This is a genomic window from Candidatus Afararchaeum irisae (assembly GCA_034190545.1).
Lineage (GTDB): Archaea > Halobacteriota > Halobacteria > Halobacteriales > Afararchaeaceae > Afararchaeum > Afararchaeum irisae.
The window spans coordinates 13,577-37,952 of sequence record JAXIOF010000039.1 but is presented as its reverse complement, the minus strand read 5'-3'; the positions used below and the strand labels follow the sequence as shown (position 1 = coordinate 37,952).

Here is a 24,376-nt window from a genome sequence, read left to right as displayed (position 1 = left end):
CTCGTTGGCTCGCTAATCGGAGATTAGCGAACGTCTCAAACTCTACGAGTTTGATGGCTCGGAAATCTTTGATTTCTGAACGTCCTCAGAACGCGAAGCGTTCTGATGTGCGAACGAATCGCTACGCGATTCGTTAACGCTTCTTGTCTACTAAAGCAGACTGCGATGTGTTGAAAATCGGAGATTTTCATACGTGATTCGCAACACTCCTTGAGGAAGGGGACTTAGCCTGTAAAAAGTTAAGTCGTGTCGGGTCTAAGCACCGGCATGTCAGAGTCACAGACAAAGCTCGACGACGACGACCTGTTCACAGAGGCGTCCGACGAGATGAGGTCGGACATAACCGAGGCGCTCAACGACGCGCGCGAGGCACTTCCCGAGACAGACAGTCTTCTCGGGATAGAGGGAGAGAACAACAACCTGATAGGCGTGCTCAACGGTCTCAAGTCGGATCTCGACGCCGAGAATGCGGCGGAGTCACTAGCCGAGGCGAAGAAATGGTTCGAGATGGGGAGACGTGCGGACGCATTCGACAGTGACTTCGTCGAGGAGACACAGGGGAGAATAGAAGACCTACATGAGGCGGTCGAGGCGGTAGAGACAGCGGAGGAGTCGGCGACTCAGCTTACCGACTCGGTCGCTAGTCTCAAACATCTCCTGTAGCTATAGCTCCTCTATTCTGTCGAGATATCCCTCGTAGACGTCTATCGCGTCCTCTACGGGCTGGGGTGACGACATGTCTGCGCCCGCGTCTTCGAGGAGGTCGAGGGGATACTCGCTCGATCCCTTCGAGAGGAAATCTATGTACCTCTGTCTCGCCTCGTCGCCGTCTTCGAGTATCTGATTGGCGAGTGATACGGCGGCACTCAGACCCGTCGAGTACTGGAAGACGTAGAAGGCGCGGTAGAAATGGGGTATTCTCATCCACTCTGTCCTTATACGGTCGTCGACGGCTGCGGGTTCGTAGAACTCGGTCTTGAGGTCACCGTATATCTCGTCGAGCCTGTCGGGGGTGAGAGCACCGCCGTCCTCGACTATACCGTGGGTGCGGTCTTCGAAGTCGGCGAACATCGTCTGTCTGAAGAGTGTGCCACGGAACTTCTCTAACATATGGCTGAGGACGTGTCTCCTGAAGTCGTCGTCCTCGACTGTGTCGAGTAAGTGGTTGGTGAGTAGAACCTCGTTGACAGTGCTGGCGACCTCTGCGACGAAGATCGAGTAGCCCGAGTAGACGTAGGGCTGGCTCTCCTTCGTAAGCTCGGAGTGGAGCGAGTGTCCGAGTTCGTGGGCGAGTGTGTACATCGAAGAGATGTCGTCCTGGTAGTTCATGAGTATGAAGGGCTGAGTGTCGTAGGTTCCGCCCGAGTAGGCACCCGATCTCTTCGCCTCGTTCTCATAGACGTCGACCCATCTCGACTCAAGACCCTCCTCTACCCTAGTCTGGTAGTCGTCTCCGAGGGGATCGAAGGCATCGACGACGTGTTGGGTCGCGTCGTCGTAGGTAACCTCGGGCTCGGGGGTATCGGCGAGGGGCATGTAGACGTCCCACATCCGGAGGTCATCGACGTCTAAGAGGTCGCGTTTTATCTCGACGTGTCTGTGGAGAGGATCGAGCCTGTCACGAACCGTCTCGACGAGGCTGTCGTAGACGTCGACGGGTATCTTCGACGAGTCGAGAGACGACTCCCTCGCTGTGTCGTAGTTATGTATCCTCGCGAGCTTTACGTCCGCCTTGACGCTCTTCTCGTAGGTCGTCCCGACTGTGTTCCGGAGTTCGCCGAGTGTGTCGTAGAACTTCTCGTAGACCTCGCGCCTGAACTCCCTGTCAGGGTTCTTCTGGAGCTTAGTGAAGTTGGAGAGTGTGATCTCGACCGCCTCAGAGTCGGGCTTCTCGACAGTCGGAAACTCGGTGTCGGCGTTTGTGAGTATACGGTAGGCAGAAGACGGCGCGCCGAGGACATCACTCAGATCCGAGATGAGAGCCTCGACCTCGGCAGATCGGGTGTGGGGCTTCTTCCTCATCACGTCGTCGAGGTAGTGCTCGTAGATACCGAGTCCGTCGGTCTCGTCTACCATCTCGTCTATCTCGTCGCGGGTGTGGGACTGGATCGCGGGACGTATGAAGCTCGCCGCACTTCCGGCTTCGGACGAGACTGTCTCTGCGCGCGTCGTCATAGCCTGGTACTCCTGTCTCGTGGTATCCTCGTCACGTCTCATCCGGGCGTACGACGAGAGCTTAGAGACCTTCCTCATGACCTCCTCACGTTTCTTCAGGATGGTGAGAAGATGTTCGCCGTCGTCGAACGAGTCGGTCTCCGCCTCGTCGAGTTCGTCGACCATCCCCTTGGTCTCCTCGAACTCCTCCTCCCAGTCTTCGTCTGTCGCGTAGATACTTTCGAGATCCCACCTGTACTCCTCGTCTATCTCCGAACGGTCAGGAACAGAGCTCATGTTATTTATATATGCTTACAGACTAAAGTCAGTCTTGGTTGGGAGTCTCAGACAACGTCGAAAGTATAAAATATCCTACATTTGTATCTGGAGTAAGATGGCAATCGGTCTCACGGGTCTTGCGAGCGTCGAGATCATAGGAGTAGAGCTCTGGAAGGCGTGGATATTCACACATCTCGGAGGTGTCATAGCCGGAGTTGGCTTTATAGTCGCAGGAAGCAAGTCGGGGAAGAAGGTCGAATCCGAAAAGGACTGAGACAGTCCGAAAGACGTAATCCGAGTCTCGCCGAAGACCCCTTATGGAAGACACCGAGAGGAGGGTCGAGGTTCTCAGGATGGGTCACAGACCCAAGAGGGACGAGAGGATGACGTCACACGTGGGGCTTACGTCGCGGGCTCTGGGTGCGGACAGAATACATATAGCGACTTCGAGCGAGAAGCCGAGGGAGACGATAGAGTCGGTCACGGAGCGTTTCGGAGGCGACTTTGAGGTCGAACTCACCGAGGAGCCTAAGAGTATCATACGCGGCTGGGAGGGTGACGTCGTCCATCTCACGATGTACGGTCTTCCGATCCAGGATGTGATAGACGAAGTACGACAAGAGGACGTCTTAGTCGTCGTGGGATCACAGAAGGTTCCGGGATACGTCTACGGTCTGTCGGACTACAACGTCGGTGTGACCAACCAGCCCCACTCCGAGGTCGCGGGTCTCTCAGTCTTTCTCCACGAGTACTTCGAGGGGGCAGAGCTCGAAAACGAGTTCGAGGGTGGTGAGATAGAAGTCGTACCCAGCAACGGCTCGAAGAAGACAGTCGAAAAGGAGTAGAGAGTTAGTAAGAGTTCTTCTGTTGTTTTCTATCTACTTACTCAGACAGGTCGGATATAGCCTGTGCGAGGTCGCCGTCCGCCTCCACGAGTGCTTCGCGCGCTGTCTCGTCGTCGACACCGGCACGCTCGGATACGAGTTCGACGTCGTCGTCGGAGACATACTCGTTCTCGGATACCTCGGGGTTTCCGACTACCTGGAAGGTTCTCTGACCATCTGCCTCCATCGATGTGACCTGAGCGTCGTCGAAACGGTACTCCTTGTCGGAGGTGCGTATGACTACCTCCTCGACGTCGTCTATCTCGTCGATATCTATACCCATCTGGTTCATCATCTTCTGCATCCTCTTGGGGTCCATATTCCCTCTTCCGCCGCCGAACATAGCTCGACTTAGTCCTCGACAGTTAAAAAACGAGGGGTTAAGCGGCTCTGAGACGTTCGACGACGAACTCCCTGTCGAGGGCGGCGAGTAAGGGTCCGAGCTTCGGACCGCTGTCCTGTCCGAGGAATAGCTCGTATCCCGACGAGAAGAAGTCGCCGACTCCTACGTCGTGTCTCCTCGCGGTCTCGAATATCTCACTCTGTATCTCGTCAGCGGAGTGTCCCTCGTCTATGAAGTCGGCGAGATCCTCGAATGCGGCGCGGGTACCGTTGTCGAACTCTACGTCGGGCTTGTGGTAGAGTACCTCGACGTAGTAGTCGTTGTCGAGACGCCGCGCCCAGTTACGTGCGAGATCGACACGTTCGAGGACATCGTCGCGCTGTTGGTGGGTGGCATCTTCAGGGAGATGTCCCGACCGTCTCAGAACGTCGAGTATCGCGTCTTCGTTCTCGGAGACACCTACCATCGCGGCGAAGGTGTAGGGGACACGTATACGTCTGTTAGAGGCTTCTCGTTTGTCGGAGTCAGAGCCGGAGTCAGATCCAGAGACGAGTGTCGGGTAGACCCTTTCGGCGAAGAGTCTCTCCTTATCGTCGGCGGGGTCTTCGTCGCCGTAATGTATCTCCTCTATCCTGTCGAACTCATCGACTAACTGGTCTATCTCGGAGACGTTGAAGTCACGCTGCTTCGTGGGATCGAGCGCGAAGAAGTACTTGAGTACCTCGGGCTCGACGATCTCGAGGAGCTCCTCGACTGTGTAGATGTTGCCCTTGCTCGCCGACATCTTGTCTCCGTCGACGAGGAAGAACTCGTAGACGAGGGGTTCGGGCGGCTCGTGGTCGAATATCCCGCGCGAGATTGCCTTTCCGCTCTCCCACGATCCCTCAGCGTGATCCTTGCCGAAGGGCTCGAAGCCGACGTCGAGTATCTTCCACTGAGCGGGCCACTCGAAACGCCACGGGAGCTTGCCCTGGGTGAAGGAGGCGCGTCCCTCGTGTCCACAGCCTTCAATCTCGTACTTCCCCGCGAGCTCTGTGTCACGGCAGACGTATCCGACATTCTCGTCTTCGAGGTCGACGTCTGTGGGTGTCGTGGTTATACGTCCGCAGCTCTCACAGATCGGCATGAAGGGTATGTAGTCGTCGTCGACTGTGCGCTGGTAATCCGAAAGTGTCTCGCGCGCCTTCTCGACGTCGGAGAGAAGGATACGTGTGGCGTCTAAGAACTCTCCGTCGGAGTACATCTCGTCGTTCGAGTAGAAGGTAATAGGAACATCGAGTCTCTCGGCTCCGTCTCTCAAGAGCGATCCGAAATGGTCAGCCCACGAGTCGCAGCATCCGAAGGGATCGGGGACATCGACGTAGGGCTTTCCGAGATGCTGCCGAAGCTCGTCCCTCGTCTCGTCGTCGAGCTCTACTATCTCACCGTCTGAGTCTGCGAGCTTATGTGGTATGCTTCTGAGAGGGTCTCTGTCATCGCGCGTGAAGACCTGTTGGGCTTCTATGTCCTTTTCGCGGAGGGCGTCGGCGACGAAGTAGCCGCGGAGAACCTCGTTGAAGTTACCTATGTGTGGTATTCCCGAAGGCGAGACACCGCCCTTGACGACCGGGTTTCTGTCGTTGTCTATTACGCGGTCAGCCGCCTCGTCAGCCCAGAAACGGGTTTCAGACTGGGTCGAGTTAGAGTCCGTCATTCGGGAACTACCTCCGTACCTTCGTGTTCGCCTTCGAGTATCGCCCTGCGTAGGTTGTCGGGGTCAGTCCCGTCTAAGACGAGAGTCTTGACGCCGCTTCTCTCGATTATCTTCGCGGCGAGTGCGTCGACGACCGCGCTCGATCCCGCCGAAAGCTCGGTCTGCATCACTATCTCGACGAGCTTGTGAGGCGGAAGCTCCTCGAACTTCTCGGCGTCTTGGTTGGTGCGGGGATCGGAGGAGTAGACGCCGTCGATACTCGTGGCATAGACGAGAAGGTCGGCGTTAGTGTACTCGGAGAAGACCGCGGCGACGGCGTCGGTGGTCTGTCCGGGTGCCATCCCACCCATCACGGGTATCTTGTCGTCGGCGAGTGCATCCTCTGCCTCGCGGTAGCTCGTGGGTGGCTCGGGATACGCGAGAGGATCGAGTGCCGAAATTAGAAGTCGGGCGTTTATCCTCGTGATATCGATTCCGAGGTAGTCACAGATGGAGTCGTTGGCTCCGAGGTCGCGCGCGACCCCTATGTAGTCACGCGCCGTCTGCCCCCCTCCTGCGACTATGCTGAGGCTGTGTGAGTTGTTTATCTCCTCAGCCACCCGAGCGAACTCCGAGATACGTTTCGACGACAGCTCGGGGACGAGAACCGAGCCGCCTACCGAGATTACTACGTCCATGCGCGAGGATTTGTCTCATTGTGACTTAACCCTTGTTTTGTCCTAGTCGTCAGTCGACGGTATAGATATCTGGTAACGTCCGTCCTCCTGGAGGGTTATGACGCGTTCGTCGTTGTCGTAAAGGTTCATGAGGTTTATCTTGTAGCTCCCGGGTTCGATTATACGTATGCTCTCGAACTGTTCCATCAGCTCCTGCCGTAGCTTCTCCTGCCGTATCCTCTCTCTCTCCTCTTCAGTGACCTCAGTCTTATCCTCTTCAGACTCGGATGTCTGTGAGCGTGATCCCGAGACTTCCTCGTCGGCTCCGTGGTGGTCGGGCCAGTCGCCCGAGTAGTAAGACGAGGAGTCGGCTTCAGACTCGGACTGTTCAGACACCGAGGAGTCGGACTGAGACGCCTCTATTATCTCGTCGTCATCAGTATCATTAGTGGATACGGATAGATCGCCGACGTACCTGAACTTGCCCCCGCCACAGACGGGACAGCCGTCGAGAACTTCATCGGTTCCGTCCTCGAAGATTTCGCCGCAGTTTGTGCATTTGTGGGGCATCTTGTCTATCCACCCGAGACGAGTGCTGTTATTAGGTCGCTGTCCTTGTGGAGTGTCTGTATCTGGTTAGCGGGTCCTATTACAGTTAGCTTCGAGGGTTTGTTTCCGAGTATCTTTCCGAGTATGCCCTGGCTCGCCTCCTGTTTGGGATACGACTCTATCTCTATTCCCGAGAATCCGTCAGGGGAAATCTCCGACATAGTGACCTCTATGAGTTTCGACTCCTCGTCAGGGGAAAGTCCGGACTCAAGTATGACGATCTTTCCCTCACGGACGCTGTCGAGTATTAGGTTGACCTTCTCTATGCTCGCCATGCCTTCCATCCTCTCGGAGCTTATCATGTCGATGGGAACTCCATCGGAGTCTGTCTCTAGCTCTGGCATATATTTAACCCCCGAACTCCTCGGCTATCGTCTCATAGAGGTTGTCTATGTTGTTACCTTCGAGACCACTGATACGTACGGTCTCGTGCTGTCGGAACATCTCCTCTATACGGTTGGGAGACGCGTCTTCGAGGTCGATCTTGTTAGCGACTACGACGACAGGAAGACTCCTCTCCTGTATGATGCCGTTTAGCATCGAGTTGACCGCCTTGTAGGGATCCTGTGTCGAGTCGAGGACGTAGAGGACACCGTCGAGATCCTCCTTGAGCCAGTGTATCGCCTCGGTGACTCCCTGTGTAGCCTCACGCGCCCTCTCACGAGCGAGATCCTCGTCGAGACCGTAGTCGACGAACTCCTCGTACTCAACCTTGGTGGCGACACCCGGGGTGTCAACTATGTCGAGAGTGACTGACCTTCCGTCGTGTTCTATAGTTATGTCCTTCTTACGTGTAGCCTCCCTCGTCTCGTGTGGGATCTGAGACTCGGCACCCATCGCGTCGTCTCCCCAGTCTCTCGATATACGGTTCGCGAGGGTCGTCTTGCCCGCGTTAGGTGGTCCGTATATGCCTATCTTCGCGTTCTCCTCGTCCTCGAAGATACGCGATATAGTGCGACTTATGCTGTCTCGGATCTCGGAGATTATGCCCATAGTATCCCCCTGCACATGTTATCTCGGTGATAGTACGTCTAGGGTTATATTAAACCTGCGTCAGACGCTCGTCAGACGGAGTCATAGGAGATAAGGAAAGAGAGTATGAGAAACTGTGACATAGGTACCCCCCACCCCTTCGTTTCAACTGGAACCGAGAAAAAGGGGGTGGGGGGTGGGAGGGGTGGGGAGAAGGGAGTAAACCCCCGGTATATTTCGTGTCTCGTCGTGAGCCCCACGGGATCACGAGTGGGTTAGCCCCGACAGAATTTATTATAGATACGAAACTAATAAGATTTGGTTCTGTTGACAGTAAGTATAATCCTTTTGAAAATATGATGTTGTTAATGATGGAGCTAAGTATTATCCTACCTCGGAGAAAATTACATAGAGTCTCTAAGAAATATGATGTGAGGGTGAAGGAGGAATTCCACCTAAATAGAGGAAATAATATCCAGACTCAAGAGTAATTACATGAAGATAGTGCATCAATTACATGTAGATAACATGTCAGAAAGATAACAAGTCTATTTACAGTCTACCATACTATAAATAACAATTAGTACTATAAATGCTTTATGATAGACAATCCTGATCCTGCTGACTTCGTCACTACTTCTGTCACTCCCCTCCTGTCACTTCTTTTCATTCCGACGAAGACCTCAAACCTCGGTACACGATGCCTTTCCAACTCTTTTACAGGTCTTTCTTAGGTTACACAAAGGTCTACACAAAGATTCTCTCACCCTCCTACCCCCCACCCCCACCCCCTCTTTTTCGCGTTCCAGTTGAAACGAAGGGGTGGGGGGTTAGACGGGAGACACTCGCCGACGTCCTCAGAAGACTGGACATCCTCAGACTCTTCTTGGAACGTCAATCGGATCAGATCAGTTCGCAGGACTTCACTCACAGTCTGTCCGGGGTCAGATCACCCTTTTTCGAGTCTCTTCGCGGGTCTCTGTCAACTACCCCCATGTTTCAACTGGAACATAAGCTATATATTGGTCAAGACTAATCTCATTTGAACGGTGCCTGGCTTGCATCGCTTATCTCGGTCTACGACTTCGCAAGCCTCGGAATGTACACGTATCTCGAAGGGAAAGCATGGTAGGCAGTAATGACACGGACTCCGACGGAACAGGAACCTCGGGCGAAAAGACTGATTTAGGGGACTCGGATCTCAACAGCCTTGAAAGTATAGTCGACAAGGATCTCGTGGACGTCGACGTAGACGTGGGTATAGACGACTCCGACGAAGGACTCTTCGATGAGCTTCTCGAAGTCGAGCCGATATTCGACAACAAGGAGGTTCTCCGACCCTCTTACACCCCCACGAAGCTCCCCCACAGGAACGAACAGATCAACCGGATAGCGACGGTTTTAGTCTCCGCACTCAGGGGGGACACACCTTCGAACCTCCTCATCTATGGCAAGACGGGAACCGGAAAGACAGCGAGCGCGAAGTACGTCTCACAGGAGCTCGAGAAGACTAGCCAGAAGTTCGAGGTCTCGTGTGACGTCGAGTACATAAACTGTGAGGTCGTCGACACACAGTACCGTGTACTCGCACGTCTCGCGCGGGAGTTCGGACGTGACGACGTTCCTATGACAGGTTGGCCCACAGACAGGGTCTACGACGCCTTCTTCGACGCAGTAGATGAGGATGAACGTGTCGTCGTCATAATGCTCGATGAGATAGACAAGCTCGTCGAGAAGAGCGGCGACGACACTCTCTACAACCTCTCACGTATGAATGCCGATCTCGAAAATGCACGCGTCTCGATAATGGGAATCTCGAACGACATACAGTTCACCGAGCTTCTCGACCCGCGCGTCAAGTCGTCGCTCGGCGAGGAGGAGATAGTCTTCCCGCCTTACAATGCCAACCAGCTCCGTGACATACTCGAACAGCGCGCCGAGATCGCTTTCAAGCCCGACTCACTCACCGACGACGTGATACCTCTGTGTGCCGCATTCGCAGCGAAGGAACACGGCGACGCGAGACGTGCACTCGACCTCCTACGTACTGCAGGAGAGCTCGCCGAACGCGCCAAGGCGGAGATAGTCAATGAGGATCACGTCAGAGAGGCACAGGGGAAGATCGAGCTAAACCGAATCGTCGAGGTCGTCCAGACACTTCCGACACAGTCGAAGCTCGTCCTCTTCAGCATAATCTCGCTCGCTGAGGAGGGCTCCGAGAAGATGAACACCGGCGAGGTCTACAATACCTATAAACGTGTCTCGAACCAGATGGAGATGGATGTCCTGACTCAGAGACGTGTCACCGACCTCATAAGCGAACTCGACATGCTAGGAATAGTAAACGCAGTCGTCGTCTCGAAGGGACGTTACGGCAGGAGTAAGGAGATTTCGCTCAGCGTTCCGAGGGAGGAGACAAAGAAGGTAATACTCGAGGACTCGCGCCTTGGATCTCTCAGCGAGGTGTCGACGTCGGCACAGTCACGTCTGGATGACTGATCGATCCTAAGAGAAGACGTATCCTGCCGAGGTATGGTACCCTGACCTTCGCTTTCCCTACGACCCAGTCGGGCTTTACGACTCTGCTTATTCCCGCCTCCTGGTCGTAGAGTCTGTTGTTGTCTCCCTTAGTCACGAAGCCCGAGTGCTGTGCTATATGTACTCCGTTCGCACCCTCCCACCTCTCTCCTTTTTCGACGTACTTCATCGCCCTGTGAATAATGGGTGTCGCCCCGACTCTCCCGTTGGGCTGGTAGACTATGACGTCGCCGTAGTTTCCGAAGCTCTTGTACCTTGACTCTTTACCCTCGGAGTAGGTCACGACTCCGTTTACTGCGTCAGCGTTGTCGGGGACGAACTTCGAGTTGTCTACGAGGTATATCAGGTCTCCCCTATGCATATGTGGTTCCATACTTCCGCTCTCAACTGCGACGAGAGGAGGCCAGATTCCAGCGACAGCCCACAGAACAGCCGCTATTCCGACTACGGCTACCGCGGATGTCAGAAAGTCCTCGACGACCTTTCCCGTCTCCGTCCTCCGAGCCTTCTTCACCTTCTCTATCCACCTTTCGTCCATATACGACGTAAGTAATAGCTCCATATTACTGTTTCCACTCGTTCATAAGGTATATGCCCCGGTCGTTACCTATCCCATCCACATGCAAAACTCCGGCTCTGGGTCGGACGCTGACAGATCTCTCAACACCGAGATTGTCGAGTCCCTCGCCCGCAGGGGTTTCAACGCGACACCCGACGCCCTCAAGGCTATTGCGGAGTCCGACTCGCCCCACGAGACGGTTGAGCGTCTCTCGTCGAGAGTAGACGGTCCCGTCGTCACTGCCCACCACGTCGCCGACCTCAATGGTACTGGTACTGGTACTGGTACGTCCTCACACGACCCCTCTGTTTCGTCTGGAGAAGCGACCCACGGCGTCTCCCCACCGAGCCGTGACGACGACACCACCTCGTCTCGGTCGACGAGCACTGTCTCCCGGAGACCCGACTCCGAGAGACATGTCTCTGTCGAAGACACCATAACCGGCAACTCTACGACGACGGGTGAGATCGACGACTTCGTGGGTCTCTTCCGTGACCGTTACGAGAAGCTCTCGGGGATTCTCAGAAAACGTCTCTCGCCCCGGACTGTCGAGTCGCTGTCGTCGCGTGGGGGCGGCGGCGACGAGGTCGAACTAGTCGGGATGGTCAACGACATACGTTCGACGTCGTCCGGGAACACACTCGTAATAATCGAAGACACCACGGGCGAGATGCGAGTCCTTCTCTCAGACGACCTCTCCGACGAGGCTCAGAGTCTTGTGGTCGACGAGGTCGTGGGGGTCAGGGGACGTCTCTCCGATGACGCCGGAATTGTCTTCGCTGACTCTCTCCATTACCCCGACGTTCCGCCGAGACGACAGCCCAACACAGCCGACCTCGACAGAGACGTCAAGGCTGCACTCATCAGTGACATACATTTCGGCTCCGATGCCTTCCTCCGCGACAAGTGGGACGCATTCACCGACTGGCTACATTCTCAGCCCGAGATTGAGTACGTACTCGTAGCGGGAGACCTCGTCGAGGGCGTCGGAGTCTACCCGGGACAGGACGACGAGCTAACTACGGTCGATCTCTACGAACAGTACGAGGACTGTGCCGACGGTCTCCGTCAGATACCCGATGACATAGACGTAATTACGATACCCGGAAACCACGACTCAGTCCGTCTCGCCGAGCCTCAGCCCGCTCTTCCCGACGAGTTCAGAGAGCCCTTCGCCGAAAACGTCGAGTTCTACGGAAACCCATCGACCGTCGACCTCGAAGGCGTCAAGGTGCTGATGTACCACGGTATGTCGCTCAATCCCTTTGTCGAGAAGACACCCGGGGCGGAGATAGAGAGTCCCGAGACTGCGATGATCCCCATCATAAAGAAGAGGCATCTTGCTCCTATGTACGGCGATGTCCGTCTCTCTCCCGAAACTACGGATCACCTCGTTATAGACGAGATACCCGACATACTCCACGCAGGACACGTTCACACGGTTGGGGTCGACAGATACAACTCCGTCACCCTCCTCAACTCGGGGGCTTGGCAGGGACAGACCGAGTACCAGAAGTCTATGAACATACAGCCCGATCCCGGCATCGCACCCATAATAGATCTCAACAGCCTCGAAGTTACACTAAGACAGTTCTAACGAACAGTTTTTATTATCTGTGTTCGAACTTGGGTGTAGGTAGTAATCATGTTAGAGAACGAGCCCGTAAAACGGGTGGGTCTTGACAACATCGTCGTAGCCGACTCTACTATAACCTACATCGACGGTGAGAAGCCCGAGCTGATATACAGGGGCTACGACGTTCAGGATCTCGCCGAGAGATCGACCTACGAGGAGGTGGTCTATCTTCTCTGGTTCGGCGAGCTTCCGACCTCCGAAGAGCTCGAAGAGTTCAAGTCGGATCTCGTCGGGAGACGTGGTCTGTCGGACGAGACAGTACAGATACTCGAACTCATATCCGAGGACGGAAACCCGATGGAGGTTCTGAGGACGGCTGTGTCGTCGCTGCCTGCGTCGGCGGAGTTCTCCGTAGACACCTCCGAGGCGTCGCGCGACGAGTTCCTCGAACTCGGTAAGTCGCTCGTGGCGAAGATACCTACTATAATAGCCAACTACGACCGTCTCAGCCGTGGACTCGACACCGTTGAGCCCCGAGACGACCTCGACCACTCCGCCAACTTCCTCTACATGCTCGACGGCGACAAAGACGAGCCCTCCGAAGACCGCGTCGAGGTACTCGATGCCGCACTCGTCCTCCACGCTGACCACGGAATGAATGCCTCGACCTTTACGTCGCGCGTCATAACCTCGACGGGCTCTGACCCCTACTCCGCAATAGTCGGTGCGATCTCGGCACTCAAGGGGTACAGACACGGAGGCGCGAACCAGGACGTGATGGAGATGCTCGAATCGATAGAAGGCGACCCCGTCGAACACGTCGAGACGATGCTCGACAACGGCGAGCGCGTCCCCGGATTCGGACACCGTGTCTACCAGACCATGGATCCGCGCGCTGTCGTCCTCAAGGAGACCTCACGACGTCTCTCCGAGTCGTGGGACGGACGTGACTACTACGGGATGTCGACACAGATACAGGAGTACATGGAGTCGGAGAAGGGAATCGCCCCCAACGTCGACTTCTACTCCGCGAGCACCTACAGATGTCTTGGAGTCCCCACGAACCTCTTCACGCCGATGTTCGCGATGGGACGTATCGCGGGCTGGATGGCTCAGGTTCTCGAACAGAAGGAGGACAACCGTCTCATACGTCCGAGGGCAGACTACAAGGGCGAGAGAGACAAGGAGTACGTCCCCATAGAAGAGAGATAGAAGTAGTTTAGTCTTCTTTCTTCTACTACCTACTCTACTCCTCCAATTTCTACTCTAATCTACTCTATCTTCCAGTCGTCTTCCATCCCGCCGAGTACGTCGTTTCTTCCGCCGTACTCAAGCTCCGACGCCTCGACTGTTCCGAGACCGAAGCTTCCCTGTTTCTCCCTGAACTTCCTGAAGAGCTCGCTCGTCTCGTCCCTCACCGAGTCCCAGAACGAGAAGTCGAACGGGTACATCGGCTCCGAGAACTTGCCGTCCTCAACTACCATTCCCGCAGCCTTGACTATCGGAGGTCCGTCGAAGTAAGACGGGAACTCGGTCTGGTCGCTCTTCGCGGGGTAGAATATAGAGTTGTGTGACCCTCTCATCGATCCCGCTACGAATGGCGGGTTTCCGAAGGGATGGAGAACCTCACCCGGCGACGGGTAGTCAGACTGGGTTCTCACGAGTGCGACGGGGTCGTCCTTTCCGACGTACTCTCCTGCTACGTTTCTGAGCTTCTGTGTCGAGACAGAAGCCGCGGGCTCCTCTGTGTGACGTGAGTATATCTTCTTGATACCGAATCTGTGTGGCTCCATGAAGAGACTGACTATCTTCCAGGTGTCCTCGGGCGTCCTGAGACGTACTGTCTTCTCGCCGTCTCCCGTGTGTTCGAGATCCATTATCTCGAACTCGAATCCCTCGTGTATAGTGTCCTTGAGGACTAAGCCGGGTGTCACGCGTGCGTCGGCGAAGACGGTGTACATCGGCTGGTTGAACGCGCCGGGCTCAGTCTTGTCGGCTCCGAAGAAGAGGAAGGGCTCTGCCTCACGCTCCTCGAACTCCATCTCGGCGACTCCGGGTCCGAGTCCACGTACGTTCCCCGAGAATGCGTCCTTGAGGAGATCCTGCCCCGCTCCGTAGAGACCCTCTTCCTTCGCTACGTCGGTACCCTCCTCGAATGCGTCCCACGCGAGCTCGTGAACCTCATCGGAGTCCTCACCCTCCTCGTGGCTCATGAGTATGTCTATGTCGTCTCCGACTGTGAAGATCTGGTAGTCATCGAGGAAGTTACCCTCGGATTCGAGAGTCTCCTCGACTGCGTCGACGACGCCCTCGGTCGGCTTCCAGTGTCCCGCGTTGCTGCCTATGTCCGCCTTTATGACAGATAAGGTTCTCATTGCTATACCATACGGTAGAGAATCCCTTAATTATAGTGTTTGTCAATTCAGATAGGGCGAGCACAAAGTAAATCCAAGATCAAGACCAGATAGACTCGGACTGAATTCGCGTCGAATCGGTCAGACGAGACGAACAGTACCGTCCCTCTGTCTCATCGCCTCGCCCTCGATACACATTGAGTCTATGATCTCCTCGGTCTTCTTCTCGTCGACCCCTCTCTGTCTCGCGTACTCGATGACGTCCTCGTCTGTCGGCTCGTCGAGGTTCTCGACTCCGTCCATCACTATTCTCTTCTGTGGCTTCGACCCACCTGACTTCGATGACTTCCTCTCTCCTGCCTCCTTAATCTCTTCGGCGTCGACACCCTTCTCTTCGAGAAGTTCGTCCTCTCCAAAACTCTCTTCGACTTTCGTGTTGAGGACATCCTCCTCCATCAAGCCGTTGTAGAGTGTCTCCATGTCGTTCCTCTTTGCGAGCATCAGTGACCTCGCTTCCTTTGCCTCTTCGAGGTCGTCTGTCTCGTGGAAGACCCTGAGACGGTCGAACTTCAACGTCTTTCCACAGCTGTGACACGTCGTCGTCTTGGGTCTGCCCTCGACTATCTTGACGCTCTCACAGTTCGAGCATCCGACTACTGAGTACACGACTGTCTTCTAAGCCACGGTCGATATAAACTCTTTCGTACGTCTCAGCTTTAGACCGAGTATGGATCTCGGAATTCAAGACAGAACCGCCGTAGTCGCGGCGTCGAGCCGTGGTCTCGGAAAAGCGTGTGCCGAACATCTCGCGCGTGAGGGCGCGAACGTAGCTATCTGTGCGCGCGACGAAAGGGAGCTAAAATCGACAGCAGACGAGATACGTGAGGAGACAGGTGCCGACGTACTCGCCGTACCCGCCGACGTCACCGACCCCGACGACATACAGAGACTCGTCGACGAGACGCGCGATGCCTTCGGCAAGATAGACATAACTGTCCCCAACGCCGGCGGTCCTCCGTCGGGAGAGTTCGAGGAGTTCACAGACGAAGACTGGAAGTCGGCGTTCGAGCTAAACCTCCTGTCGAGTGTCCGTCTCGCGCGTGAGACAGTCCCCGAGATGGCGGAAGACGGCTGGGGACGTGTCGTATTCATAACCAGCCTCTCCGTGAAGGAGCCCCTACCCGGACTCGTCCTCTCGAACTCGATCCGTGCGGGGGTCACCGGACTCTCAAAGACGCTCTCGAACGAGTACGCCGGAGACGGCGTGACGGTCAACTCCGCGATGCCTGGCTACACACTCACCGACAGGATGGAAGACCTCTTCGAGGGACAGGCTGACGAACGCGGAATAAGCTTAGAAGAGAGACTCGATGAGGTCGCCGAAGAGATACCCGCGGGACGTCTCGCCGATCCCGACGAGTTCGCCGACCTCGTCGCCTTCCTAGCGAGCGAGAGGGCGTCGTACATAACAGGGGCTTCTATACAGGTCGACGGCGGATTCGTGGGTTCGCCGTTCTAACTTAACGTACACCGTCGAGAACTTCGAGAAGACCGTCGGCGTAGCTCTCCTCTGTGACGTCGTCGGCGGCTTCGAGAGCCCTCTCGTCGGCGTTCGATACCGCGTACGACTCTCCTACGACCTCGAATGTCGGGACGTCGTTCTCCGAGTCACCGACTGCGACGAACTCCCCGGGGTCTCGTCCCATTATATCCGAGACTGTTACGAGACCCTTCCCCTTGTCGACGTCGGGCGACTTGACGTGGTAGGCGTACTTTGTGTCGTAGACCTCCAAGCCGTGTCTCTCGGCTATCTCCTTGACTGCGTCGAGCGAGACCTCGCGGCTCACGGCTATCTCGGTCTCTCTCCACCGGTTGACGAGGTCGAAGTTACCCCATCCTAAGCCGTGCCCTTCCTCAGCGAGATCTTCTGCGACACGTCGCGCCGCCTCGCCGTCGCCGTTTATCTCGACTCTGTCGTCGCTGTAGACTATTCCGCCGTTCTCGGCTATGACGTGGTCGTCTATGCCTATGAAACGGCATACTGCGTTCGCGTGTGCGAGGACTTTCCCCGTGGCTATGACGACCGGCTCTTCCCAGTCTCTCAGAGGATCGAAGACACGCGGGTCGAGCGATGCGTCTCGTCGTGTGAGCGTTCCGTCTACGTCTAAAACTAAGGGTCGACTCATCTGTCCTTCTGCCTTCTTCTCCCGTTTACTACTCGGGCTTGAGACCTTCTTCCTTTATCCTGAGGATGCCCTCGCCGTTGGGCAGATTCGGAGCGTCTACGAGCTTTATTATTCTCTTGTTGTCCTTGCTCTTCTTTATGTAGACACGGAATGTCGAGGTGTGTCCGAGTATGTTTCCTCCGACGGGCTTTGTCGGGTCTCCGAAGTAGGCGTCGGGATTCGACTGAACCTGGTTCGTCACGACAGCCGCGGAGTTGTAGAGGTCGGCGAACCTGAGTATGTCGTGCATGTGTTTGTTGAGCTTCTGCTGTCTGTCGGCGAGGTTGCCCCTGCCGACGTACTCGGCTCTGAAATGTGCGGTCAGTGAGTCGACCGCGAGGAGTCTCACGGGCTTGTCGGTCTCCTTCTTCTCGTCACCTATCTCCTGAGCCTTCTCGGCGAGGAGTATCTGGTGGTCGGAGTTGAATGCCTTAGCGACGTGTATGTTGTCGAGGAATATGTCGACGAGTTCGTCGAGTGCGTCCTCGTCGTCTACGTCGCCCTCGATACCCTCTCTCTCCAAGACGTCTTCGAGTATCTCGTCGTCGAGACCCTTCACCATCTGTGAGATTCTCTCGGGTCTGAATGTGTCCTCTGTGTCTATGAAGACGGTGCTCCCTTCGAGACCTCCGTGTTCCTCGGGAAGCTGGACGTTGACCGAGAGCTGGTGGGTGAACTGACTCTTTCCACTACCGAACTCGCCGTAGATCTCTGTGATCGACTGTGTCTCTATCCCGTTTCCGAGGAGGTCGTCTATCTCGGGTACGAGAGTCCCGAGCTTCGAGATGTCCTTTCTTCTCTCGAAGACCTGACTCCCCGTCTCGAAGCCGCCTATCTCCGCCTCGTCGCGCGCGCTGTTTATGATCTTCGACGCCGTCGAGTCGCCTATGCTCGTCTTCTCCGATATCTCTCCCGGGTCCGCGACTGCTATCGACTTGACTGTGTTGAACCCTGCGTCGATAAGCTTGTCTGCGGTCTTGGAGCCCACTCCCGAAAGCTCTTCGAGCTCCTCTCCTGTCGTACTCATACTTCTGAGTTGGTCACGAGATCGGTTAAATCTTTGTAGTGTGTTGTCTCCTCAGCTTAGAGTCTCAGAAAGGCACTCCCCAGACGGGGTACCACTGAGTCTCGTCGTCCTCGATCTCCATCTCGCCTTCGACGACAGTCGTGACACTGAACTCGGCTGCTGTGTCACGTTCCTTCGATCTCTCGTCCTCGGGAGCGAACGGGTACCAGCTTCCCGTGTTGAAGCTGTATATCCAGTAGATATCCTCGCCATCTCTCCCCGTGAAGCCGAAGACCCCACACAGGAGATGCTCCGAGTAGCCTCTCTCGACAATAGTGTCGGTCGCCATATGTACCGCAGTCACGAGATCCTCGAAGTCGTCGTCCTCGACTGTGATCCACGTGTAGCCATACGAGTCCTCGACCGTCTCGTGTGTAGTCCCCGTCTCGTCCTCCGAGACTTCGAGAAGATCCCGTATCTCTTCTACGAGACTGTCGAACTCCGCCGAGTCTACTGTGTTGAAACACAACGCAGCCTGCGAGTTCGACCCGTATCCCTCGGCTTCGAGTGTTAGATGTGCCGTAGATATCTCGAAGAGATCCTCGGGGTCTGCCTCGTTAGAGACGCCCTCACCGAGTGCTGTGTCGACTACGTTACGGAGTCTGCTGAACAGAGACATTCTTTACATCTGGGACTCGAGTTCCCTGAGCCGTTCTATCCTCTTTTCTGTCGGCGGATGTGTGCTGAGGAGACGTGAGATTATTCCCGTCTTCACCGGGATTATGTAGAAGGCGTTCATCGAACTCTCCTCCTGTCTCAGGTCTCTCTCTGGCACCCTGTCCATACGTCCGTCTATCTTCATCAGAGCACTCGCGAGTGCCGACGGAGACCCTGTTATTCTCGCGGCTCCCCTGTCGGCGGCGAACTCACGGTAACGTGAGAGAGCCCTCAGGAGAAGCGTGCTCACGATCCAGACGACGACCGACGCCACGAGTGCGACCATGATACCGCCGCCGTTCTGCCTGTTGTCACGTCCCATCGCCATGAACGGTGACCATCTCACGACCATGAACGCGAGTGTGGATATGAACGACGCAATCGTCATCACTGCGACGTCTCTGTTCTTGACGTGTGAGAGTTCGTGTGCGAGGACTCCATTTATCTCGTCGGAGTCGAGCGTGTTCATCAGACCCGTGGTGACGGCTACGGTCGAGTGCTTCGGCGACCGTCCCGTAGCGAAGGCGTTCGGAACCTTTGAGTCGATCACAGCGACATCGGGCTTAGGAACGTCCGCCTGCTGTGACAGACGGTCTACCATCTCGTGAAGCTCGGGTGCTTCTTCCCTCTCGACCTTCGTAGCACCCGCTCCGTAGAGGGCGATCTTGTCGCTGTAGAAGTACTGTCCCAGCATGAAGAGACCCATCACCACGGTGATACCCACGAATCCCACGCCGTTTGCGGCGAGTACGCCTATGAAGACGAGGTAGAGTATACCGAGGAGCCCCATCGTGAAGAGCATCCTCAGTCTGAGACTCCAGTCTGTTTTCCAGTCCATCTTTGACGGGGATACGTCGTCTAAAGGCATAAGTCTAACCGGAGCTGACCGTGAGACTCGGCGCCGTATGAGAGTCGTCTCCGCGAAACGTCGCCACGCTTAAATTCGACCACGGCTTACTCTGGAGTATGTCTTCGGCTTTCTGTCCCGAGTGCGGGGAAGAGACCGACCCCGACGAACTTCTGTGTGACGCGTGCTATGCCGACTCGGTCGACCCCGTCGAGGCTCCAGAGAACCTCGAACTTCGGGTCTGTTCTGTCTGCGGCTCCTTCGTCGACGACGGCGACTGGACGTCCGAGGAGGGCGACGTCTCCGAGGAGCACGAACTCGCCGTCGAGAGGCTCCAGAGCTCTCTTCGGGCACACGTTGAGGCGGAGACTCCGCGCGTCGACCTAAGTGCCGAGAGGGTTGACCCCGACGTCTACCATATCTACGTCTCCTTCTCGGCTGAAGTCCGCGGCTATCCCGTACACGAGGAGTTCAAGACCTCGGTCAACGTATCGCGTGAGACGTGTCCGACGTGTGCGCGTATCTCAGGAGGCTACTACGAGAGCATAGTCCAGATACGTGGCGAGAACCGTCTCCCGACAGACGACGAGTTACACACGGCTAAGGAGATAGCTTACGGGATCGCGGGAGACGACTTAGACGACCGTGATACATTCGTGACCGATGTTAAGGACGTAGACGACGGGATCGACATCTATCTGAGTACCAACAAGGCGGGTCTCCAGACCGCACGACAGACAGTCGAGGAGTTCGGGGGCTCTTACTCCGACTCGGCTACACTCGTCGGCGAGAAGGACGGCGACGAGCTATACCGCGTTACCTACTCGGTGCGTCTCCCTGAGTTCAGGGAAGGAGACCTTCTTCTACTCTCCGAGTCCGGTGAAGACCGTCAACGTCCCGTATTAGTGACACACAACGCAACCGGTAAGGGAGACGTAGAGAAGGCACTCGACCTCGAAACCGGAGACGAGATAAGAACGTCTTCTTTCGACGACGCCGAGAAGATAGGCGACACCGACGACTCGTCGGAGACGGTCGTAGTAGACGACACCGACGACGAGATACGGGTTCTCGACCCCGAGACCTACGAGACTGTCACACTCCGCAAGCCCGACTTCGTGCGTGAGCCCGGAGACGAAGTCGAAGCTGTTACGACCGAAGAGGGCGTATTCCTGTTACCTTAGTTAATGCTCCCTCACGGATTCCGTCTCCCGCCGGTCGATTACCTGATACCTCTCGTCTTAGGAGTAGCCCTCGCGGTCTACTTCCTCTTACGCACGAAGCCAACTGTCGAAACGTCGACAGTCGTCGGACTCCTGCCTTGGGTAGGGCTCGGCGGCGTACTCCGTGTCGGTCACAGGGTCGAGGTCTTCCCCCCGTCGGTAGAGCCCCTGTTTGGCACCCCCGCTGTCTACCTCACGACCTTCGTCGCGGCGGCGGCAGTCTGGTTACTCTCGCTGCGTTACGACAGATCCGACACAGTACTCGGTGGGGTCGGTCTTCTCGTTATAGCCCCCGCGATTTCCTCACTCTACCTCCTACGTGACACTGTACATACAGCCGCTCCTCTCGCGGGCGTCGTAGCCACAGCGGCTCTGACAGCCGGCGTCTGGCTCGGGATTTCACGTCTCCAGCCCGACGCAGCCGAGACGACGGGATACGTGGGTCTCGCCGTCGTCCTCGGTCACGTCTTAGACGGTGTCTCGACGGCTGTCGGAATCGACCTCCTCGGATTCAACGAGGAGACCCCCCTCTCACGTGTAGTAATAGGGATCGGCTACCATCTAACACCCTCGTTTGGAGGGACGTGGCTCTTCGTATTACTCAAGGTCGCAGTCGCCGTCGGTGTCGTAGTCGGCTTCACCGAGTATGTCGACGAGAGACCCTCTGAGGGAAGACTAATACTCGCTGTCGTCGCCGCGCTCGGTCTCGGACCCGGCATACACAACATACTCTTTTTCACTGTCTCTCCGGCGTGACTGTGTGAGACCGAAATACCGAAGGACTCGAAACACGAAGATCGGGTATGCGCATCGATCTTCAGGTCTGTGAGGGGTGTTACACGGGGGAACACGACGACGAGACCAAGAACGCCGTGACGTATGACATGGTCGAACTCGCGGATGTCCTCGAAAGACACGGTGAGGTCATAGGTATAGACGAGGTGACTGTGACGATGCTCGGCGAGGAAGATGAAGGGGGCGACCTCCCTGTAAACGTCGCATTCATGGAGAACGGTCAGCCCGTTGTGACAGACACACAGCTTACTATGGAGAACGACGATGGGCAGTACTACGCCTACGTCAACCTCGATGACATACTTGAGGTACTCGCTCAGAACGTACAGGTAGTCTCCGACAGTGTCGACGAGGAGGTAAACGTCGGTATCAGTCCAGACGCGGGTGAGATGCTCGGAATGGAGAACACTGGAAGAGGAAGCGGAACCGAGTCACAGCCCAAGCCTGAGACACAGCCCTTCGAGACCGGCTCTCATCAGTCTCCGTCGCCGACTCCGCCGGACGACGACTCCGATGACGACTCCGACGATGTCGATCATATCTCTCTCTGACAAATAAGAAGCCTTAACTTAATTCTCGCCACTTCTTGTATCCGATGTTTAGTGTCGAGAACGTCGACTACACCGACTACACAAACCGCCAACTCCTTGCGGTTCCCGCGGGGATACTCCTCGCCACCTTCGTAATCATAGGTGCGACTATGGCTCTCACGGGAACCCCAGCACATCTCGGACAGGAGTTCACCGGAGGCGTGACGGTACAGGTCACGACGGACGCACCGATGGATCAGGTTCGATCCGACTTCTCGTCGGTGGCTACACCCGAGTCGGTTCAGTCGACACGTACGGGATACATACTGTCTTACCAGCCGTTGTCTGAAGACGAGATGAGTCAGCTCAGGAACGTAGCTTCGAGCTACGCCGACAACTCAGTCAGCCAGATAAGTCCGACCTACGGCGCTTCGTTACAGACACAGGGAATCAGCGCTGTTGTCTTTGCGTTCGCCGTGATGAGTATCATAATATTCGCCTTCTTCAGGACAGTCGTACCATCTCTCGCTGTCGTCCTGAGTGCTTTCAGCGACATGGTGGTTCCGATAGGCGTGATGAATCTCCTCGGAATCGACCTGTCTCTCGCGACGATACCCGCTCTCCTCCTACTCATAGGATACAGCATAGACTCCGACATACTTCTCACACGGAGCGTCCTCAAGGGAAGGAGAAGTGAGTTCCACGAAAACGTCGAGAAGGCTATGGAGACGGGTATAACCATGACGACGACGTCGATGGCGGCGATGTTCGCTATGGCTGTCGTCTCACATCTCGCGTCAATATTCGTCCTGCGTGACATAGGAGTGATACTCTTCGTCGGACTCGGAGTCGACATAATCAATACCTACATGATGAACGTCAGCCTACTGAGATGGGAGGTAGTCGACAGGAGAGGTAAGGCGTCGAATTCGAGAGGTGGTGCGTGATGTCGGATCTAAAGGGACTTCTGAAGGACTGGAGGGTCGTCCTCCTCATAGTCGTGATGGTTCTATCGGTCGTTGCGATAGCTCCCACGGGTGATACTGAGGGCACGACCTCACTCAAGTTCGGACTCCAGCTCGACGGAGGAACACGTATGCAGCTTGAGCCCGTCGGAACCACGGCTCAGGTCTCGGGACTCGGAGACACGGACCCCGCGGAGCTACAGTCCGAACTCACACAGAGCCTCGGTGTACGTACGAAGGTCTACTCGAACGACGGAATAGTCGAGATAAGAGGAAACGCGACCGACGCCGAGATACGTACAGCCCTCGAATCCCACGGCTTGACGGTTGAGTCGATAGACGAAGGGGTTACGCCCGCAACCCTTGAGGAGCTACGTAACTCGTTACAGACACGTATAGAGAACACGCCACAGGTCGGACAGCTCTCGGGTGTGCGTGTCTTCCAGCAGTCGAACCCCATAACCAACCAGAACTTCATAGTCGTCGAGCTTCCCGGAATACAGGAGAACGCCTCGTCTATAATCGCCCAGCAGGGACGGTTCGAGATAAGGGTCGTCGAACAGGGCAACCAGACGAGACATGTCCTCTTCGGAGACGCAGTCGAGAGGGGAAGTGTTTCGAGACCCCGTCCGTCACAGCAGGGAGGCGACACCTACAGCGTCGCTTTCAGCCTCACCGACTCGGGCGTTGAACAGTTCAGAAGTACTGTAATTGATGTCAACGCCACGACTAACCCCAGCGCGCATCCACTCGTGATGTACTTCAACGACGACGAGGTCTTCAGAGGACCCCTCAACCCGACGCTCGCGTCTGACATAGAGTCGGGGAGATGGCAGGGAGGCGGTCTCCAGGTCACCGGTATGACCGAACAGCAGGCACAGAGAGTCAGTGTCTCGCTCAGGTCGGGTGCTCTTCCGACACAGGTCGAGATAGCTTCGTCGACCTCTATAAGTGCCTCTCAGGGATCGCGGTTCAAGACCTACTCGCTCCTCATAGGCATCTTCGCCGTAATAGTAGTCGGAGCCACTATCTACTGGAGGTACAGAGACCTACGTGTAGCAGTTCCAATGGCTCTCACGGGACTTGCCGAGGTCGTTGCCCTCCTCGGATTTGCCGCTGGATTCGGTCTCAGCCTCGATCTCTCACACATAGCCGGGCTCATAGCCGTCATAGGCACGGGAGTCGACGACCTCGTCATAATCACCGACGAGGTTCTCCACGAGGGCGGAGTGAGTAGCTCGAACCTCTACAAGAAACGTATAAAGAAAGCCTTCATCATAATAGGAATGGCTGCGGCGACGACTATCGGAGCGATGCTCCCGCTTGCCTTCCTTGGACTCGGAAGACTCACGGGATTCGCCATAGTCACGATAGTCGGAGTCCTCATAGGGATTCTCATAACCCGACCCGCGTACGGATCTATACTCCGAGTTCTCGTAACCGAGAAATAA

26 protein-coding genes are annotated in these 24,376 nt (G+C 55.9%); 12 read left to right on the top strand and 14 right to left on the bottom strand.

Translation table 11 applies throughout. The features are described 5' to 3' along the window. The first annotated feature begins 267 nt into the window (after positions 1-267). A complete protein-coding gene (locus tag SV253_05465; GenBank protein ID MDY6775511.1) occupies positions 268-663 on the top strand; it encodes a DUF5790 family protein in 396 nt (131 codons plus the stop codon). On the opposite strand, the gene pepF is transcribed toward SV253_05465, so the two are convergent. Continuing rightward, positions 664-2,451, bottom strand: coding sequence for an oligoendopeptidase F (gene pepF, locus SV253_05460; protein ID MDY6775510.1), 1,788 nt, complete (start codon positions 2,449-2,451; stop codon positions 664-666). A gap of 97 nt (positions 2,452-2,548) precedes the next feature. On the opposite strand from pepF, the gene SV253_05455 reads away from it, so the two are divergent. Both SV253_05455 and SV253_05450 read left to right on the top strand, forming a co-directional pair. Then, the gene (locus tag SV253_05455) at positions 2,549-2,707 is read left to right on the top strand and encodes a hypothetical protein (GenBank protein MDY6775509.1); all 159 of its coding nucleotides are present in this window, start codon (positions 2,549-2,551) and stop codon (positions 2,705-2,707) included. Between the two features lie 43 nt (positions 2,708-2,750). Further along, the gene (locus SV253_05450) at positions 2,751-3,278 is read left to right on the top strand and encodes a tRNA (cytidine(56)-2'-O)-methyltransferase (protein ID MDY6775508.1); all 528 of its coding nucleotides are present in this window, start codon (positions 2,751-2,753) and stop codon (positions 3,276-3,278) included. A gap of 37 nt (positions 3,279-3,315) precedes the next feature. Here SV253_05450 and SV253_05445 read toward each other — a convergent pair whose 3' ends face one another. From SV253_05445 to SV253_05420, 6 genes are read right to left on the bottom strand one after another with little or no spacing between them, the layout of a single operon-like run. After that, positions 3,316-3,660, bottom strand: coding sequence for a nascent polypeptide-associated complex protein (locus SV253_05445; protein MDY6775507.1), 345 nt, complete (start codon positions 3,658-3,660; stop codon positions 3,316-3,318). 37 nt (positions 3,661-3,697) lie between these two features. Continuing rightward, positions 3,698-5,353 carry a lysine--tRNA ligase gene (gene lysS, locus SV253_05440; GenBank protein ID MDY6775506.1) on the bottom strand — a complete coding sequence of 552 codons (1,656 nt, stop codon included), beginning with the start codon at positions 5,351-5,353 and terminating at the stop codon, positions 3,698-3,700. Next, positions 5,350-6,030, bottom strand: coding sequence for a UMP kinase (gene pyrH, locus SV253_05435; protein MDY6775505.1), 681 nt, complete (start codon positions 6,028-6,030; stop codon positions 5,350-5,352). Before pyrH ends, lysS begins: the two co-directional genes overlap by 4 nt. Before the next feature lie 42 nt (positions 6,031-6,072). Continuing rightward, positions 6,073-6,579 (bottom strand): Zn-ribbon containing protein, encoded by a 507-nt coding sequence (locus SV253_05430; protein MDY6775504.1) that lies wholly within the window; start codon positions 6,577-6,579, stop codon positions 6,073-6,075. 5 nt (positions 6,580-6,584) lie between these two features. Beyond that, positions 6,585-6,962 (bottom strand): DUF2073 domain-containing protein, encoded by a 378-nt coding sequence (locus tag SV253_05425; GenBank protein ID MDY6775503.1) that lies wholly within the window; start codon positions 6,960-6,962, stop codon positions 6,585-6,587. A gap of 4 nt (positions 6,963-6,966) precedes the next feature. Next, positions 6,967-7,611, bottom strand: a complete 645-nt coding sequence (locus SV253_05420) for an Era-like GTP-binding protein (GenBank protein MDY6775502.1) — start codon at positions 7,609-7,611, stop codon at positions 6,967-6,969. Positions 7,612-8,715: 1,104 nt separating this feature from the next. Here SV253_05420 and SV253_05415 point away from each other — a divergent pair. Then, entirely contained in the window at positions 8,716-10,089 is a 1,374-nt protein-coding gene (locus SV253_05415) for an ORC1-type DNA replication protein (protein ID MDY6775501.1), read from the top strand. On the opposite strand, the gene SV253_05410 is transcribed toward SV253_05415, so the two are convergent. Further along, a complete protein-coding gene (locus tag SV253_05410; protein ID MDY6775500.1) occupies positions 10,046-10,666 on the bottom strand; it encodes a S26 family signal peptidase in 621 nt (206 codons plus the stop codon). The two genes, SV253_05415 and SV253_05410, sit on opposite strands and share 44 nt — an antisense overlap. Positions 10,667-10,748: 82 nt before the next feature. On the opposite strand from SV253_05410, the gene SV253_05405 reads away from it, so the two are divergent. Beyond that, positions 10,749-12,284 (top strand): DNA-directed DNA polymerase II small subunit, encoded by a 1,536-nt coding sequence (locus SV253_05405; GenBank protein ID MDY6775499.1) that lies wholly within the window; start codon positions 10,749-10,751, stop codon positions 12,282-12,284. A 48-nt stretch (positions 12,285-12,332) separates the two neighbouring features. Beyond that, positions 12,333-13,475, top strand: coding sequence for a citrate/2-methylcitrate synthase (locus tag SV253_05400; GenBank protein MDY6775498.1), 1,143 nt, complete (start codon positions 12,333-12,335; stop codon positions 13,473-13,475). Positions 13,476-13,534: 59 nt separating this feature from the next. On the opposite strand, the gene SV253_05395 is transcribed toward SV253_05400, so the two are convergent. Together SV253_05395 and SV253_05390 are read right to left on the bottom strand one after the other, a co-directional pair. Next, entirely contained in the window at positions 13,535-14,638 is a 1,104-nt protein-coding gene (locus SV253_05395; protein ID MDY6775497.1) for a fructose 1,6-bisphosphatase, read from the bottom strand. Between the two features lie 120 nt (positions 14,639-14,758). Then, positions 14,759-15,283 carry a DUF1922 domain-containing protein gene (locus SV253_05390; protein ID MDY6775496.1) on the bottom strand — a complete coding sequence of 175 codons (525 nt, stop codon included), beginning with the start codon at positions 15,281-15,283 and terminating at the stop codon, positions 14,759-14,761. A 61-nt stretch (positions 15,284-15,344) separates the two neighbouring features. Between SV253_05390 and SV253_05385 the strand changes: the two genes are divergently transcribed. Beyond that, complete coding sequence (locus tag SV253_05385; protein MDY6775495.1) at positions 15,345-16,136, top strand: SDR family oxidoreductase; 792 nt, start codon at positions 15,345-15,347, stop codon at positions 16,134-16,136. Position 16,137: 1 nt separating this feature from the next. On the opposite strand, the gene SV253_05380 is transcribed toward SV253_05385, so the two are convergent. From SV253_05380 to htpX, 4 genes are all read right to left on the bottom strand, one after another. Beyond that, positions 16,138-16,803, bottom strand: a complete 666-nt coding sequence (locus SV253_05380; GenBank protein ID MDY6775494.1) for a phosphoglycolate phosphatase — start codon at positions 16,801-16,803, stop codon at positions 16,138-16,140. A 28-nt stretch (positions 16,804-16,831) separates the two neighbouring features. After that, positions 16,832-17,869, bottom strand: coding sequence for a DNA repair and recombination protein RadA (gene radA, locus SV253_05375; GenBank protein ID MDY6775493.1), 1,038 nt, complete (start codon positions 17,867-17,869; stop codon positions 16,832-16,834). A gap of 64 nt (positions 17,870-17,933) precedes the next feature. Further along, positions 17,934-18,527 carry a hypothetical protein gene (locus SV253_05370; GenBank protein ID MDY6775492.1) on the bottom strand — a complete coding sequence of 198 codons (594 nt, stop codon included), beginning with the start codon at positions 18,525-18,527 and terminating at the stop codon, positions 17,934-17,936. A gap of 3 nt (positions 18,528-18,530) precedes the next feature. Next, positions 18,531-19,403, bottom strand: coding sequence for a zinc metalloprotease HtpX (gene htpX, locus SV253_05365; GenBank protein ID MDY6775491.1), 873 nt, complete (start codon positions 19,401-19,403; stop codon positions 18,531-18,533). A 128-nt stretch (positions 19,404-19,531) separates the two neighbouring features. Here htpX and SV253_05360 point away from each other — a divergent pair, with 128 nt between their 5' ends. The 5 genes from SV253_05360 to SV253_05340 are packed head-to-tail and all read left to right on the top strand — an operon-like array spanning position 19,532 to position 24,376. Then, positions 19,532-20,596: an NMD3-related protein gene (locus tag SV253_05360; protein ID MDY6775490.1), complete on the top strand. Its 1,065-nt coding sequence runs from the start codon at positions 19,532-19,534 to the stop codon at positions 20,594-20,596. Between the two features lie 3 nt (positions 20,597-20,599). Next, positions 20,600-21,391, top strand: a complete 792-nt coding sequence (locus SV253_05355) for a DUF63 family protein (GenBank protein ID MDY6775489.1) — start codon at positions 20,600-20,602, stop codon at positions 21,389-21,391. A gap of 47 nt (positions 21,392-21,438) precedes the next feature. Beyond that, positions 21,439-21,981 carry a hypothetical protein gene (locus SV253_05350; protein ID MDY6775488.1) on the top strand — a complete coding sequence of 181 codons (543 nt, stop codon included), beginning with the start codon at positions 21,439-21,441 and terminating at the stop codon, positions 21,979-21,981. Positions 21,982-22,025: 44 nt separating this feature from the next. After that, on the top strand, positions 22,026-22,907 hold the full coding sequence (locus tag SV253_05345) for a protein translocase subunit SecF (GenBank protein ID MDY6775487.1): 882 nt from the start codon (positions 22,026-22,028) through the stop codon (positions 22,905-22,907). Then, the gene (locus tag SV253_05340) at positions 22,907-24,376 is read left to right on the top strand and encodes a preprotein translocase subunit SecD (GenBank protein ID MDY6775486.1); all 1,470 of its coding nucleotides are present in this window, start codon (positions 22,907-22,909) and stop codon (positions 24,374-24,376) included. Before SV253_05345 ends, SV253_05340 begins: the two co-directional genes overlap by 1 nt.